The 15266-nt window shown below is 68.2% G+C and carries 17 protein-coding genes; 6 read left to right on the plus strand and 11 right to left on the minus strand.

What is annotated here, in order from left to right:
- Window positions 1–96: 96 nt before the first annotated feature.
- From IE302_RS07040 to IE302_RS07055, 4 genes are read right to left on the minus strand one after another with little or no spacing between them, the layout of a single operon-like run.
- Window positions 97–846, minus strand: coding sequence for a YebC/PmpR family DNA-binding transcriptional regulator (locus tag IE302_RS07040; protein ID WP_191252825.1), 750 nt, complete (start codon window positions 844–846; stop codon window positions 97–99).
- Window positions 847–892: 46 nt separating this feature from the next.
- Window positions 893–1522, minus strand: a complete 630-nt coding sequence (pdxT, locus tag IE302_RS07045; RefSeq protein ID WP_005159088.1) for a pyridoxal 5'-phosphate synthase glutaminase subunit PdxT — start codon at window positions 1520–1522, stop codon at window positions 893–895.
- Between the two features lie 54 nt (window positions 1523–1576).
- The gene (locus IE302_RS07050) at window positions 1577–1897 is read right to left on the minus strand and encodes an AzlD domain-containing protein (RefSeq protein ID WP_005159089.1); all 321 of its coding nucleotides are present in this window, start codon (window positions 1895–1897) and stop codon (window positions 1577–1579) included.
- Window positions 1897–2610, minus strand: coding sequence for an AzlC family ABC transporter permease (locus tag IE302_RS07055; RefSeq protein ID WP_191252827.1), 714 nt, complete (start codon window positions 2608–2610; stop codon window positions 1897–1899). Before IE302_RS07055 ends, IE302_RS07050 begins: the two co-directional genes overlap by 1 nt.
- 68 nt (window positions 2611–2678) lie before the next feature.
- Here IE302_RS07055 and IE302_RS07060 point away from each other — a divergent pair, with 68 nt between their 5' ends.
- A complete protein-coding gene (locus IE302_RS07060) occupies window positions 2679–3245 on the plus strand; it encodes a helix-turn-helix domain-containing protein (protein ID WP_191252829.1) in 567 nt (188 codons plus the stop codon).
- Here the strand turns inward: IE302_RS07060 and IE302_RS07065 are convergent, their stop codons facing one another.
- Window positions 3246–4622 (minus strand): APC family permease, encoded by a 1377-nt coding sequence (locus tag IE302_RS07065; protein WP_191252831.1) that lies wholly within the window; start codon window positions 4620–4622, stop codon window positions 3246–3248.
- Window positions 4623–4764: 142 nt separating this feature from the next.
- On the opposite strand from IE302_RS07065, the gene IE302_RS07070 reads away from it, so the two are divergent.
- Both IE302_RS07070 and IE302_RS07075 read left to right on the plus strand, forming a co-directional pair.
- Window positions 4765–5376, plus strand: a complete 612-nt coding sequence (locus IE302_RS07070; RefSeq protein WP_191252834.1) for a TetR/AcrR family transcriptional regulator — start codon at window positions 4765–4767, stop codon at window positions 5374–5376.
- Window positions 5373–6437 (plus strand): DmpA family aminopeptidase, encoded by a 1065-nt coding sequence (locus IE302_RS07075; RefSeq protein WP_191252835.1) that lies wholly within the window; start codon window positions 5373–5375, stop codon window positions 6435–6437. Before IE302_RS07070 ends, IE302_RS07075 begins: the two co-directional genes overlap by 4 nt.
- 12 nt (window positions 6438–6449) lie before the next feature.
- On the opposite strand, the gene IE302_RS07080 is transcribed toward IE302_RS07075, so the two are convergent.
- The 6 genes from IE302_RS07080 to IE302_RS07105 all read right to left on the minus strand — a co-directional run bounded on the left by IE302_RS07080 (window position 6450) and on the right by IE302_RS07105 (window position 12469).
- Window positions 6450–9152, minus strand: a complete 2703-nt coding sequence (locus tag IE302_RS07080; RefSeq protein WP_191252837.1) for an AfsR/SARP family transcriptional regulator — start codon at window positions 9150–9152, stop codon at window positions 6450–6452.
- An 86-nt stretch (window positions 9153–9238) separates the two neighbouring features.
- On the minus strand, window positions 9239–9745 hold the full coding sequence (locus tag IE302_RS07085) for a peptidase inhibitor family I36 protein (RefSeq protein ID WP_191252839.1): 507 nt from the start codon (window positions 9743–9745) through the stop codon (window positions 9239–9241).
- Window positions 9746–9861: 116 nt separating this feature from the next.
- Window positions 9862–10278, minus strand: a complete 417-nt coding sequence (locus IE302_RS07090) for a DUF6892 domain-containing protein (protein WP_191252841.1) — start codon at window positions 10276–10278, stop codon at window positions 9862–9864.
- A 20-nt stretch (window positions 10279–10298) separates the two neighbouring features.
- Window positions 10299–11510 carry an MAB_1171c family putative transporter gene (locus IE302_RS07095; protein WP_191252843.1) on the minus strand — a complete coding sequence of 404 codons (1212 nt, stop codon included), beginning with the start codon at window positions 11508–11510 and terminating at the stop codon, window positions 10299–10301.
- Window positions 11511–11531: 21 nt separating this feature from the next.
- Entirely contained in the window at window positions 11532–11999 is a 468-nt protein-coding gene (locus tag IE302_RS07100) for a toxin (RefSeq protein ID WP_191252845.1), read from the minus strand.
- A 44-nt stretch (window positions 12000–12043) separates the two neighbouring features.
- Window positions 12044–12469 carry a helix-turn-helix domain-containing protein gene (locus tag IE302_RS07105; RefSeq protein ID WP_191252847.1) on the minus strand — a complete coding sequence of 142 codons (426 nt, stop codon included), beginning with the start codon at window positions 12467–12469 and terminating at the stop codon, window positions 12044–12046.
- 298 nt (window positions 12470–12767) lie between these two features.
- On the opposite strand from IE302_RS07105, the gene IE302_RS07110 reads away from it, so the two are divergent.
- From IE302_RS07110 to IE302_RS07120, 3 genes are all read left to right on the plus strand, one after another.
- Complete coding sequence (locus tag IE302_RS07110; protein ID WP_191252849.1) at window positions 12768–14204, plus strand: C40 family peptidase; 1437 nt, start codon at window positions 12768–12770, stop codon at window positions 14202–14204.
- Between the two features lie 37 nt (window positions 14205–14241).
- The gene (locus IE302_RS07115) at window positions 14242–14529 is read left to right on the plus strand and encodes a DUF6355 family natural product biosynthesis protein (RefSeq protein WP_191252851.1); all 288 of its coding nucleotides are present in this window, start codon (window positions 14242–14244) and stop codon (window positions 14527–14529) included.
- A 126-nt stretch (window positions 14530–14655) separates the two neighbouring features.
- Window positions 14656–15231: a hypothetical protein gene (locus tag IE302_RS07120; RefSeq protein ID WP_191252853.1), complete on the plus strand. Its 576-nt coding sequence runs from the start codon at window positions 14656–14658 to the stop codon at window positions 15229–15231.
- Window positions 15232–15266 lie beyond the last annotated feature (35 nt).

Below are 15266 nucleotides of genomic sequence, written 5' to 3' on the forward strand. Positions count from 1 at the left end.
CGGGAAAAACGATCAGCCGACCTCGGCCATGACCTCATCCGATACATGGAATCCGGCGCAGTGCGTAAACGTTCTGCACGTCGTCGCGAGCAACCGTCAGCCGACCTCGGCCATGACCTCGTCCGATACGTCGAAGTTCGCGTAAACGTTCTGCACGTCGTCGCAATCCTCAAGGGCGTCGATGAGCTTGAAGACCTTCTTCGCGCCTTCGACGTCCAGCGGGACGCTGACCGTCGGCAGGAAGGTGAGATCCGCGGACTCGTACTCGAAACCGGCTTCCTGCAAGGCTTTCCGGACCGGGACGAGGTCGGTGGCCTCGGAGACGATCTCGAAGTTCTCGTCGAGGTCGTTGACCTCCTCGGCGCCGGCGTCGAGGACGGCCAAGAGCACGTCGTCCTCGGCGGCCTCGCCCTTGGGCATGATCACGACGCCCTTGCGGTTGAACATGTAGGCGACCGAACCCGGGTCGGCGAGGGAGCCGTTGTTCCGGGTGAGCGCGGTCCGGACCTCCATGGCGGCGCGGTTCTTGTTGTCGGTGAGGCATTCGATCAGCACGGCCACACCGTTCGGGCCGTAGCCTTCGTAGGTGATGGTCTGCCAGTCGGCGCCACCGGCTTCTTCACCGGCGCCGCGCTTGCGGGCGCGCTCGATGTTGTCCTGCGGGACCGAGTTCTTCTTGGCCTTCTGGATGGCGTCGTAGAGCGTCGGGTTGCCGTCCGGGTCACCACCGCCGGTGCGTCCCGCCACCTCGATGTTCTTGATCAACCGGGCGAAGAGCTTGCCGCGCTTCGCGTCCAGGTTGGCCTTCTTGTGCTTCGTGGTGGCCCACTTGGAGTGGCCGCTCATCTCTCCTCCATCTACTCCTGTGCCCGCCGCTGAGCACCGGTTTTGCTTAAGCCTGCCGCACGAGGTCGACGAACAGCCTGTGCACGCGCTCGTCCCCGGTGAGTTCGGGGTGGAACGACGTGGCGAGTACCGCCCCCTGCCGGACCGCGACGATCCTAGCGGCCGCGTCGTCCGAGCCCGGCATTTCGGGGACACTGGCGAGTACTTCCACCCCGTCACCCGCCTTTTCGACCCACGGGGCGCGGATGAACACAGCGTGCACCGGACCGCCTTCGATGCCGGTGAAGTCGAGATCGGCCTCGAACGAATCCACCTGCCGACCGAACGCGTTGCGCCGGACGACGACGTCGAGCCCGCCGAGTTGCTGCTGGTCAGGCCGTCCGTCGAGGGCCTGGCGGGCGAGCAGGATCATCCCGGCGCAGGAGCCGAACGCGGGCAGGCCGCCCGCGATGCGCTCCCGCAGCGGTTCGAGCAGTTCGAAGGTCTCGAGCAGCCTCGACATGGTGGTCGACTCGCCGCCCGGCAGCACCAGACCGTCCACTTCGGACAGTTCGCTCGCGCGGCGGACCGGCAGCGCACGGGCACCGGCGCGCTCCACCATCGCGGCGTGCTCCCGCACGTCGCCCTGCAGTGCGAGCACGCCGACCACCGGCCGTGCCCCCGTCGCGATCGCCACCGGACCTCCCGAAAGACCTTCCCCTAAGCTTAGGCGCCCCGGGGAACGGCCAGGTCAGGGGACCCCGGCGAGCCGCAGCAGGGCGGCGGTCGCGGCGGCCGCCACGACGACGAGCGCGAACGGTGCCTTGCGCCAGGCGAGCACGCCGCCGACCAGGACACCGGCGGGCCGGGCGTATCCGGCGAACTCGTGTCCTTCGGTGAGCGCGGCGACCGCGACCAGCGCGGCCAGCAGGACGACGGCCGAGCGCGCCATCAGTTTCTCTGCCTTCGGCGACACGGTGAACCGCGCCTTGAGCACCGGCCCGGCGAACCGGAAGGCGAAGGTCCCGGCGGCGAGCACGCCACCGGCGATGATCAGGTCCAGCGGGTCCATCAGCGCACTCCCTCGGGTTCGCGTTCGGCGGGTTCCTTCGCGGCCACTCCGGCCAGCACGCCGACCAGCGCGAGCAGCACCGGCAGCCCGGCGGGCAGGAACGGCGTCGTGGCCAGCGCGACGGCCACCCCGAGGAACACCGGCAGCCGGGCCGCGCGGTCGCGCAGCGACGGCAGGACCAGCGCGAGCAGGACCGCCGGGAAGGCCGCGTCGAGGCCGAAGGCGTCGGTGTCACTGATCGCGGTCCCGGCGTACGCCCCGGCGAGGACGCCGACGTTCCAGCACACGAACAGCCCGATCCCGCACACCCAGTACGCCGCCTTGCGCCGCTCCTCATCACGCTGGGCCAGCGCGAACGCGACCGATTCGTCGATCATCAGGTGACTGCCGACGACCCTCGACGACCACCGCTTGCCCAGGACGTCGCCGATCGCGAAGCCGAACGGCAGATGCCGCGCGTTGGCCAGCAGCCCGGCCGCGACGGCCGCGACCGGGCTGCCGCCCGCGGCGATGATGCCGACGAACATGAACTGCGAGGCGCCCGCGAAGACGAGTACCGAAAGCAGCATCGGCGCCCAGATCGGGAAGCCGGAGCCCACCGCGATCGCGCCGTAGGAGATGCCGACAATGGTGTCGGCGAGGCAGACCAGCCCGATGTCACGGAGAAGATCGCGCCCCAGGACACGAGTGGTTGTTCGCCATATCGAACGCATGGTGTCATACAATGAACGAACGCAGCCGTGTTCGTCAAGGCGAACGCAACGACCGATGGAGCGAACGCATGTCCCCGACCGCGTCCGGCAGCGCGCCACTGGACGTCATCGCCACGTCCCTGCGCCGGGAACGCGCCCGCACCGGGCTGTCCCTCACCGAGGTCGCGAAACGCGCCGGCATCGCGAAATCCACGCTCTCCCAGCTGGAGTCCGGAGCCGGGAACCCGAGTGTCGAGACGATCTGGGCGCTGTGCGTCGCGCTCGACGTCCCGTTCTCCCGGGTGGTCGAACCCGAACGCCCCCGTGTGCAGGTCATCCGCTCGGGCAACGGGCCGACGGTGTTCGCCGAACACGCCGACTACGCGTGCACGCTGCTCAGTTCCTGCCCGCCCGGTGCCCGGCGCGACGTCTACCTGATCCGCGCCGAGCCCGGCAAGCCGCGGCTCTCGGATCCGCATATGAGCGGCATTGTCGAGCACATGATCCTCAGCGCCGGCCGGGCCAAGGTCGGGCCGCTGGACGAGCCGGTCGAGCTGCTGCCCGGCGACTACATCTGCTACCCCGGCGACGTGCCGCACATCTTCGAGGCGCTCGAGCCGGGCACGTACGGCGTCGAGATCGCGGAGTACACCTGATCAGGCGCGCTCCTCGGCTTTCTCCTCGGTGACGTCGGCGAGTTTCCAGCCGCCCTTCCGCCGCAGCACCACGAGGTAGTACGCGATCGACAACAGGACGACGCAGGCCGTGACGATCAGGCTCGGCCGTCCCACCGCCGGGTCGAGCAGGTTCTGGTAGACCACGAACACCAGCACGGCCAGCGCCAGCACCGGCGCGACCGGGAACCACGGCATCCGGTACTTGGCGTGCGCCGTGGCACCGGTGCGGCGGCCGATGATCGCGCCGAGGCAGAGCGCCGCGTAGACCGCCACGATCGACGTGCTCGTGACCACCAGCAGCAGTTTCGGATCGACGAAGCAGAGCAGCGCGGCGACCAGGCCGGTGCCGACGGTGGCCACCCACGGCGTCCCGAACCTCGGGTGCACGGCGGACAGCGCCCGGTTCACCGGTGACGGCCACGCGCTGTCCCGGCCGCTGCTGAACAGCATGCGCGAGCTGATCAGCACGATCGCCAGCACCGCGTTGATGATCGCGAGCGCGACGGCCAGGCCGAGCACGGTGTCGAGGGTTCCCCCGCCGAGCGAGCCGATGAAGTAGGACAGCATGTTCTCCGAGGCGAACAGCGCGTTCAGATCCGGCGCGCCGACGAGGACCGCGGTCACCGGGATCAGTTCGGCCAGCACCGTGATGCCGAGCGCGAACAGGATCGCGCGGGCGATGCCGCGCGAGGCGTCCTGCGTCTCCTCACCGAAGTACACCGCCGAGCCGTAGCCGTTGTAGGCGAAGATCGCGACCGACGTGGCGATCGCGATGGCGCCGACCGTGGCCGGGCCGCCGTCCGAAGCGACCGGATGGGTGAGCAGATCACTGAACGGGCGGGCCGGGTTCAGCAGCCCGAGCGCGCTGACCACGATCAGCGCGAGGATCTCGATCGCCAGGAAGATCCCGGTGACCCAGGCGTTGAGCTTGATGTCGAACACCCCGACCACGGCCGCGACCACGCAGGTCACGGCGGCGATCACCGGGCCGGCCACCCCGGGGAGGAGGACGCCGAGATAGGTGCCGACGCCGAGCGCGATCACCGCCACGATGAGGACCTGCGTGATGATCATCAGGCCCAGCACGGCGAATCCGGGCAAGCGGCCGAGCGTACGGGTGACGATCGCGTACTCGCCGCCCGCCAGCGGGAACGCCGACGCGAGTTCGGCGTAGACGAAGGCCATGAACACCCCGACGACCGCGGCGGCCACGAAGCTGTAGAAGGCGCCCGTCCCGGCGCCGGAGATCACCCCCGGCGCGATGATGAAGACCGACGAGGCGGGGCTGATCGCGGAGAGCGTGATGAGCAGCGTGCCGAGGGTGCGCAGACCGCGGCGCAGGGCGGGAGTGGACACGGCCGACCTCCTACAAGGTGGGTTCCTTGAATCTCCTTCGAAGAACTGTTGAGCACGCATCAAAGGCCCTTCACGTTGTGACGTCAAGGCCTGATCGCGATCAGGCCTTGCGTTTTTCGAACAAGATTCGAAGAATGAGGGCATGGCAAGACCGAGCAAGGCACCGGAACGACGAGCCGAACTGATCGAGGTGGCCAGACGGGCCCTCCTCGACCGCGGCGTGCTGAACCTGCGGCTGAGGGACATCGCCGAGGGCGCGGGACTGTCGTCGGGTTCGGTCCTGTACTACTTCCCCACCCTCACCGACCTGCTCCAGGAAGTGCAGCGTGAGGCGGTGGCCAGGTTCTGCTCGGCGAGGGAGCTGGCCGCCGCCGCGAAGTCGAGCCCCGCCGAACGGCTGACGGCGATGATCCGCAGTGGCCTGCCCACCGGCCCCACGGACGAACTCTGCGTGCTGCTCTACGAACTCGGCACGATCGCCCGCCGCGACCCCGCGTACGCCGCCCGGCACATCGCGCTCTACGAGCAGCAGGTCCGGATCTACACCGGCATCCTCGAAGCGGGCGCGGCCACCGGCGAGTTCACCCTGACCGCGGACGCCGTCGCGATCGCCCGGAACCTCGTCGCGCTGGAAGACGGCTACGGCCTGCACCTCACCCAGGCCGTGCCGACGCTGGAAACCGCGACCGCCGAAGCCCTGTTGCTCTCTTACGCCCGCATCGCCACCTCGAACCCTTTGGAGGACCGTTCATGACCCGCGCCCGCGACCTGGGTATCCCGCTGCCCGGCCGGACCGGCGAGCTCAACGCGCTCACCGACGTCCCCGGCGTCGAGATCGGTTTCACGACACTCGTCGAAGGCGACTCGGTGCGCACCGGTGTCACCGCCGTCCTGCCGCGCGGGCGCGAGGACTTCGCCGTGCCGTGCGCCGCCGGGACGTACGCCCTCAACGGCAACGGCGAGATGACCGGCACCGCGTGGCTGGCCGAGACCGGGTCGCTGACCCTGCCGGTGCTGATCACCTCCACGCACGCCGTCGGCGCGTGTCATCGCGGCGTGATCGACTGGGTGGTGCGCGAACGGCCCGACGTCGCGGCCGAATGGCTGCTGCCGGTGGTCGCGGAAACCTGGGACGGCTACCTGAACGACAGCACCGCGCCGACCATCCACGGTGGACACGCGATCGCCGCGATCGACGCCGCGCGAGGCGGTCCGGTCGATGAAGGCTCCGTCGGCGGTGGCACCGGGATGACCTGTTACGGCTTCAACGGCGGCACCGGCACTTCCTCCCGCCGGGTGTCCTATGGGGACGACGAGTACACCGTGGGTGTGCTGGTTCAGGCCAACTTCGGCTCGCGGCGCGAACTCACCGTGGCGGGCGAGCACGTCGGCCTCGAACTCGGCGCCGACAACCCGATGGAGGAGGCTTGGTCGGCCCCGTCGGGCACGGGATCGGTGATCGTGATCGTGGGGACCGACGCTCCCCTGCTGCCCGGCCAGTGCACGTCGCTCGCGCGCCGGGTCCCGCTCGGCCTCGCCCGCACCGGCACCACGGGCTCGCATTTCTCCGGTGATCTGTTCCTCGCGTTCAGCACGGCGAACCCGGGTGCGCTCACCTGCCGGTTCCCCCGGACGGACGAGGCCGAGTACGAGAACCTCCGCTTCATTCCTTGGGGCAGGCTCGACCCGTTCTTCGAAGCCGTGGTGCAGGCGACCGAGGAGGCGGTGCTCAACGCGCTGTTCGCGAACGAGGAGATGACCGGTCACCGGGGTCACCGGGTCCCCGCGTTGCCGGAGGCGCACTGGCGCGGCTGATTCCCGGTCCGGTCACAGGGTGCCGATCAGCACCTTCGTGGGGACGTGCCGGTTCGCCGGCATCGCGTGGATCCGGGCGAGATCGGCGCGGACCCGCGACGCGCAGATCTCGTCGGGAAGCGGGTCGAGCAGTTCCAGCGCGTGGCGCAGGCACGACATCGCGCTCCGTTTGTCCTTGCGCAGCAGGTGCAGCTGCCCCCGTCTGCGCAGGACGAGCGCCACGCGGTGCGGGTCGTCCAGTTCGGCGCACAGCCGCGAGGCCTCGTCCAGGTCCGCGTCGGCCTCGTCGAGGAGGCCGAGTTGCATACTCGCGGCGGCGTGCGAGGTGTGGGCGTGCGCCATGCCGAGGACGTCGCCGACCTCGCGGAACAGGGCCAGCGCCCGCTTCGCGGTCGTACGCGACGTCTCGGACCGCCCGATCGACCGGGCGAGGACGCAGAGCCCGGTCAGCGCCCTGGCCCGGCCCGCGACGTCGGCGATCCGTTCGCTGATCCGGTACGACTCCGTGAACGCTTCGCTCGCTTCCCGGAAGTCGTCCCGGTACAGATGGACCTGGCCGATTCCGCGCAGCAGCGCGGCTTCCCCGCGTGCGCAGCCCGACACGCGCGCCGCGTCGAGCGCGTACCGGTGGCATCGTGCCCATTCCGCGTACAGTCCACTGTGGTCGAAGTACGAACCGGTCACGACGGCGAGCTCCCAGGCGAGTTCCCCGAGTCCGGCTTCCGCCGCGCGCGAGACGGCGGCCTCCAGCGCGGGAACCTCGCCCTGGAACCACGAAAGCGGTTCGGTCACCAGCCGTTCGTCGACGAAGGTCCGGGTGGCGTTGCCGGGCTCGGGCCGCAACACGCTGCGGGACAACCGATCCGACGCCTTCTCCGCGAGCCAGAGCCAACCGCCGAGCACGCGTTCGGTCGTCTCCGCGCGGATCCGCTCCGGCTCGGCCGCGACCTCCTCGATCGCGAACGCGCGCAAGAGGTCGTGCACGCGATAGCGGGGCACACCGGTCGCACGGGGCACCGGCTGGACCATGTGCCGATGCCGCAGGTCTTCGAGTCCGCGGGAGGTCATGTCGGGTTCGCCGCCGTCGGCCAGCGCCGCCGCCCAGGTGGGGAAATCGGCCGAGGGCAACAGACCCAGCCTGCGGAAGAGCCGTTGCCGATCGGGCGCCAGCTGCCGGTAGCCGAGGGAAAGGCTGCCGCGGACGGCGAGATCCCCGGCATACAGCCAATCCAGTCGCCGCCGTTCGACGGAGAGTTCGCCCGCGACGTCGGCGAGTCGCCAGCCCGTGCGGTCGCCGATCCGGCTGCCGACGATCCGCAACGCCAGCGGGAGACCACCACAGTGTTCGAGAACCTGTTGGGCGGCAACGGGATCTTCGTCGATTTCGGTGAGCTTCGCGAGGAGCACCTCCGCGTCGGCGTTCGACAGGACATCGACCGGGACCCGGCGGCCGAGTTCGAGCCCGTCCAGCACGAACCGGCTCGTGACGATCACCGCACAGCCGCCACCGGCGGGCAGCAACGGCCTCAGCTGGGCCTCGCCGGCGGCGTCGTCGAGGACCAGCAACACGCGGCGCCCGTGGACCAGACTGCGGAACAGGCAGGCGCTTTCGTCGATGTCGGCCGGGATCTCGTCGGAGGGAACGCCGAACGCGCGCAGGAATCCGGCGAGTACGGCCTCCGGCGATCTCGGCTCGTTCGTCGTCCCGCGCAGGGCGGCGAACAGCCTGCCGTCGGGATAGTCGTCCGCGACCCGGTGCGCGAGCCGGATCGCCAGCGAGGACTTCCCGATCCCGCCGGCGCCGGTCAGCAGCAGGACGGGCGGGGTGCCGCGGCCGTCGCCGTCCCCCAGTTCCTCCAGCAGTTCCGCGATGAGCGCTTCCCTGCCGACGAAGTCCGGGATCCCCGGCGGCAGCTGGCTCGGCACCGCGGGCTCCTGGTACACGGGATACTCGCGCGCCGTCCGGCACTGGCCGTCACGCAGGATCTCGCACTGCAGGGCGCGGATCGCCGGGGACGGCTCGACCCCGAGTTCGTCGACCAGCCTGCGGCGCCATTCGGTGTAGACGTCGAGTGCCTCGGCCATCCGTCCGGCGCGGGCGAGCGCGGTCATCAGCTGACCGCAGACCCGCTCGCGGAACGGCGCAGCGGCGAGCAGGTCGCGGAGCCGGGGCACCAGCCGGTCGTGCTCCCCGAGGCCGAGCTCCGCCTCGGTTTGGTCCTCCAGCACCGAAAGGCGCTCTTCCTCCCAGCGCGCGACGACCTCGGCGGCGGCCGGGATCCCGGCGAGCACCGGCCCGCGCCACAGTTCGAGCGCGTCCCCGAACCGCTGGGCCGCCTCGCGATGGCAGTCCCGGGCGAGCAGCTCGCGGCCCTGGGCGGCGAGGCAGAGGAACCGGCCGGTGTCGGTCTGCTCCGGCGGCGCGTCGAGCAGGTACGCCGCTCCCCTGGTGAGGATCGGCCGTTCGCCCTGTGGCGAGCGCAAGGCGCGGCGCAGTCCCGAAATCAGGCCCTGGACTTGGACTTTCGCCGAAATCGGTGGTGTTTCGCCCCAGAGCTCGTCGATGATCCGGTCGAGAGGCACCGGTCTGCCCGCTTCGGTCAGCAGGAGCGCGAACACGCGGCGTGCCTGCGGCGGACCGAGTGGCAGGTCGGTGCCCTGCCACTCGGCCGCGGGCTCGCCGAACAGACGATAGAAATAGTTCTTGTCCTTCACCGGTTCTCCCCCAGTATTCGAGACCCTAAGACGAGAGTCTCAGAAACAGCCGCAGGGGGCGTCCGGCATTCGAACGAACACCTCGCTCAGCAGGCGCTGCCGGAGGTGTAGATGCGCAGCGAGGTCGCCTCGTCGTTGTCGCCGTTTCCGACATACGCAGACCGGCCCCCCGCCTGCATGCAGCGACTGGTCCCGCTGCCGATGTTGTAATACCAGCGGGCGTCGACCGAACGCCGGTTGTACCAGGACGACATCTTGTCGTTGAAGCCGTAGTCGACCAGGTTGTGCAGGCCCGCGTCATGGAACTGGAGCCGCCTGCCGTTCCTGCTGAAATCGCGGTGCTCCCACAGGCACACGTAGTTCGCCGCACAATCGCCAGGCGCCTTGGGCGAAAGCGACAGGGTGACTCCCCTGTCGGTCCAGACGACCTCGTCCCCGACGATCTTCCAGCCCGGGGCGAGCTTCGCGGCGTCGATGCCCGCCGCCTTCAGCGTCGCGACTCCGTCCTGAGCGGCCGAAGCCGGTGCCGCGACGAGCATCGCCGCGACGGCGGCGGCGCCCACCGCCGTGGAAACGAACCGAAGAGTGCGCATATCTCCTCCTTGATCCCGGCGTGCCCTCCGCACGCCGGCATCAACCTCCCGCGATCCGCTGTCCGACGATCAAACAACCGAAGAGCGGCCGCGGTTCCTCCGGTTAGAGCCGCAGGTCAAAGCCAGTCCGCCTCGATGCCGCGAGCACGCAACGCCTTCAGCGCCTCCTCGTTGCCCGTGTAGAGCAGTGTCATCGACTTCAAGTTAGGAAAACTCCGCACGTCGGCGAACTCGTCGACGTCGAACAGCCCGTCCTCGCCGTCCCAGTTCGGCGCGATCTCGAGGTAGATCTCGTTGCCGCCGTCCATGTCGATCTCGGTGACCTTCTCCGCGAGCCCGGCCGGTACCTCGAGCGCCTCGAAGTACTCCAGAGCCTCAGGAACCGCCTCGACGCTCCCGTCCTCGTAGGTGAAGCCCTTCTCGGCGGCGTACTCCCGCAGGTCGAACTTCGGGAGGAGAGCCTGGTTGTACATCAGCTCTTGGACGACGGCGAGCTTGAAGTTGAGGTCGACGAACGGAATCGGCTGGTTCATGCCGCGAACCCTACAAACGCTCACTCCCCGCGGCCGGCCGGGTTCATCAAAGACGACGACTCTCGCCGCAAGATCGCGGGAACGATCGGAGAGCGGCTGTATGCCTGGCTGATTTTGACCAGCCACGCCGTCTCGGCGTCGAAGTCCTCCTCCTGCCGCAATTGTGGTGCCGGGGTCGTGGGGATCGAGACGGGCCCGCCGTGGGAATACGCCGACACCGCGGCGGCGATGAGCGCCGCCTCGGCGACCGCCTGCGCGTCGTCCTCCGTCAGCCCGGACCGCATCGCTTCCTCTTTGGCGAGGCGGATCGTGTTCTCGTCGAGGTGGTCGCGCAGCGGACCGACCAGTGCGTCGCGGATGCCGATGACCCGGTGGCGTAGCCGGGAGCGGCGGCTGCGCGGGGCGGCGACCGGAATGGCCGTCCGCGTCGGGGCGAGTGCTTCCCACAGCGGGGTCAGGTGGTGATAGGCACGCAGCCGTCGCCAGTATCGGGCCACGCGCGGCCCCCAGGACGGGATGGTCATCCCGATCACCAGGAAGCAGACCCCTGGGGCGGAGAACAGGAACTGGATGCCGTGCACGCCGTTCTCTTCGTACGGCAGGTCGTACCCCAGGCCGACGATCGTCTGATAGACGACCTTGTGGATCAGCATGACCAGCCAGATCAGGCAGCCGAGCCCCATGAAGCGCACCCCGATCCGCAGATAGGTGCTCTCGATGGTCATCCCGCGCCAGCGGACGAGCAGGATGTCGACCAGGACGATGATGTTGTGGGTCTCCCAGATCAGGTCGTAGACGAGCACACCCGGATCATGGGTACCGCTCGGTCCGACGATCGGCAGCCCGATGCGCAACGGGCCGATCACGTAGCCGATCAGCAGCAACGGGAGGGCCACCGCGAACAACGTCCGGCCGAACCGCAGACGACGGCGCAGCTGGCCCGCGGGAGCGGACACCCGGATCACGAAGATGTGCGCGTAGAACGACATGGCCATCCACACGATGTGCTGGATGACCTGCGGCAGGCTCGGGACATGCCCCAAAAGGTCGTAGGCCAGCCAATAGGCCGGTGCCCAGCCGAGCAGGTAGAGGGCGAAAAGGTTCACCATCGTCAAGGACAGGGCCCGTCCGGCGGGAGCCTTGTTGTCCTCCCGCCAGGTCGTTGCCCGGTAGACGACGGCCACGGCGATCGTCACCAAGGCGATGAGATGAACGACGCTGGCGACCGGCATCCGGCTTCCCCCCAGTGCTCGTTACCACTCCAGCGCCTGACTCAGCCGGGCGCTCATCTCGGTCGGTTCCCGATCCGGGCGACGTGATCGCGTTTCGAGGATCTCCGAGATCAGGTAGGCCACGGTCTCCGCTTCGGCCTCGTGCTGCGTGGTGAAACCGGCGTGCTGCCTGGCCAGCATGATCTTGAGCGTGGTGGCGCTCAGATCGGGGAAGATGCCCGCGAACGCCGACTCGACGTGCTCGGCACCGGGGTGCTCGCACAGGATGTGTCCCAGTTCGTGCAGCACGATATGTGCTTGGTGCACAGGCGTGGTGTCGCGCTCGTAGCAGATGTAGTCCGCATGGGCCCCCGCCATCCACAGTCCGCAGGCGCCCGAGGCCGACATCGGCAGCGGCAGCAGCGCGATCGGCCTGCCCCGCTCTCCGCCCACCCGGTCGCACAGTTCGCGGACGCTGCGAGAATCCGGTACCGCCAATTGACCCACCACGCGCTGACACCGCCGTTCGATCCGGCGGGATCCGCGACGCCACATCAAGTTCGACGCCCCCCGGCGTTGTCGGAGTCGAGTCCTTCCAGCTTTCGAAGCTGTTCGGTCATGGCCGTTACGGTTTCCAGACTCCCATCGGACAGACCGACCATCCTAGCGGCCACCCGGGCGATTCCGGCGTCCCGCAACAGCGCGGCCAAGGCGATCTGGGCGCTCACCTGCTCGGAGGGCTCGTCGTCCAGGAAGTACACGGCCGACACACCGAAGAACTTGCCCAGCTTCTCCAAGGTGTCCTTGGTGGGATTGACGTTCTTCCCCGACCGCAGCGCGGAGAGCAGCCCGGTGGAGAGACCGGTGGCCTTCGCCACCTCGGGATGGGTGAACTGTTTGCGATCACGCGGATGGACCTCCCTGAACAGGTAGTCCACCTTCTCGGCCAGGGTCCGCGGGACCTGCTGCTTCTCGTTCACGGACCACCTTCCGCCCCCAGGCGGATCATTGAACTGATCTGACCTGGACCAGGCTATCACCAGCGTCGATCGTCGGCGATGGCGCTGACGAGGCGTTCCCCCATCCTGCGTCGCCGACCGTCATCACTGCGTCATCGAACTGACTCGAGCCACTAGTGCAATCAGTTCATTGACAGCTTTCGAGCGAGGTCACTACAGTCCACTGGTGTCATCAAAGTGATCGAGAACAATGATCCGATCACATTAACCGTCTATCGACGAGTCTTCCGACCTGTTCACCTGGATGAAGGGCTGCCCCATGAACCGTTCGTCGGCGTTGCAGAATCCCGGAAAAGACCGAGCACCACGGCGAAGATGGTGGTCCTTCGCGACCGTCCTCTTCGTCGCGACAGCCACCTTGGCGGCAAGCCTGATCACGCCCGCGTCCGCCGCGACCGTGGCCAGTGAGATCGGCGGCCCCATCACGCGAGGCGAAGTACTTTCCCGCGCGCAGTACTGGATCGACCAGCGTGTCCCCTACAGCCAGACCTCGAGCTATCCGGATCCGCAGGGCGTACGGTATCGCCAAGACTGCTCCGGCTACGTGTCGATGGCCTGGCACCTGCCGAAACTGCCCGGTGGCGGCGACTACAGCACGGCCACCATCACCCAGGTCACCGACCGCATCCCCCGGTCCGATCTTCAACCGGGTGACGCCCTGTGGCGTCGTGACGGCAGCGTCCAGCACATCGCGCTCTTCGTCCGATGGGAAGACGGCGGCAGGCCCGTCGTCCGTGAAGAACCGGATTTCGGGCTCTACGCCAGGGAAAAGACCTGGTCTGCCGACTACGCGAACACCTTCACCCCCTTGCGATACCGGAACATCGACGCGTCCGTGCCCAGGCCCGTGGACCGCACCGTCGGCGACGTGACCGGTGACGGCTACGCCGATCTGACCGCGGTCGACGCCGACGGCAGGCTCGCCGTGTTCGGCAACGGGTTCCTGCGTTCCGACTGGGGCGGGGTGCCGTTCAGGGACCGCCTGTGGCAGACGGCGAACACCAACTGGAAGCAGGACGCGAAGTCCATTTCCGTCGCTGACGTCACCGGTGACGGCTACGCGGACTTCGTCGTGCTCACCGCGACCGGCAAGCTTCAGATCTACGCCAACGGATCACTGGTCAACGGTGACAATTCGCCGTTCACCGGTGTGTACCGCGAGTACACGAACTGGGCGGGTGCCACCCATATCGCCACCGGCGACATCAACCACGACGGCTGGGCGGACCTCGTCGCCACGATGGCGGACGGAACCATGCAGGTCTTCTTCAACACCAAGGAGATCGGGGACAACGCGCTCCCGTTCCGCGGCGTCGCGATGACCTATACCAGCGGCTGGGGCGCCGATGTCCGCGACATCGCCGTCGGCGACGTCACCGGTGACGGCTACGGCGACCTCGTCGCCATTCGCGACGACGGTTCCCTGACCGTGTTCGGCAACGGAATCCTGTTGCCCGGCAACAACGGATGGCCTTTCCTCAACCCGACCTGGTCGATCAAGGCGGGCTGGAACCAGGTCGACGGCATCGCCGTCAGTGACGTGACCGGCGACGGCTACGCCGACCTCATGGGAGTCACCACGGCCGGCGAACTCCAGGTCTACGGCAACGTCATCGGCAACACCGGCGGCAAGGACTACTACCAGGGAGCCCACTGGCGCTACCCCGGCTGGACCGGCGTCCATCACATCGCCTGAACCCTTGATCAGAACAACCCGAGAAAGGTGAATCGAGATGCGCGAAACCCTGACCAGAGGACTGGCGGCTTTCCTGGGAGCGTCGGCTTTGCTGGTGTCCGGCGCGGTGCAGGCCGGTGCGGCCGAGAACACGGTGGAGGTGTGCGGCTTCTACACAGCGGGAGGGCACGCCTACTACAAGCACTGCGGCACCATCCCCGTCGGCGTCTATGTGGACACCTGGGACGACAAGAACGAGTGGTGGTATTGCGCTCCCGTCGGCGATGACCGCTACCTCGGCCCCACGAGCAAGATCAGCTGGGCGTCCCACCAGCAGGCCTGCTGACCCTGCCGGTCACCGCATCGGCGGACTTCTTTCGATCGACACCGCTTTCGATCGACACCGCGCGGGCGGGCTTCGACGCCCGCCCGCGCGGCGCTCCCAGTTCCGGATGGCACGAAAGGTGCGTTCATGATCAAGCGTATTTTGTCCCTGGCCGCCGCGTTGTCCATCGCGGCGGTGGCGGCAGGTACCGGAACCGCGGCGGCGGACGCCGCTGCCCCGGACCGTCAGCGTTTCATGATCCAGGCAACGACCGCGGGTCTCAACGCCGCACAAGCGGAATGGCTTCAGCTTGAAGTCGAACGCTATCTGGCGACCATGGGCGGAAGACAGACCGCGCCCAACAAGATCGACATCGACGGCGAGGCGGAGGTTCGCATCGCCTTGCCGGGCGAGGAAAGTCCCCGCGAACTCGGATCTCCGCCCGGAGCCGCGAAGATCCCGGGACCTTGTGACGGCGGAACCGCCTACGGTCACTTCTGCGCCTATTCGGGCACGTTCGGCAAGGGAACCCAGATCGACATGTACAAATGCGACACCTACCGCATCCCGTGGGCCTCGGTCGGATCCTGGGGGAACAACCAGACGAAGGACACGGTCGCGCTGTTCCTCAACAACTCGGGATTTCCCATCGATTCCAGCAAAGCCCCGTCCAACAACCACGTATACGACTGGAACCCGGTCCATGACGTGATCAACTGCTGACCGGCGACACGAGAGGCCCCGCGGACAGCCGTCCG

Source organism: Amycolatopsis oliviviridis (assembly GCF_014654365.1).
Classification (GTDB): domain Bacteria; phylum Actinomycetota; class Actinomycetes; order Mycobacteriales; family Pseudonocardiaceae; genus Amycolatopsis; species Amycolatopsis oliviviridis.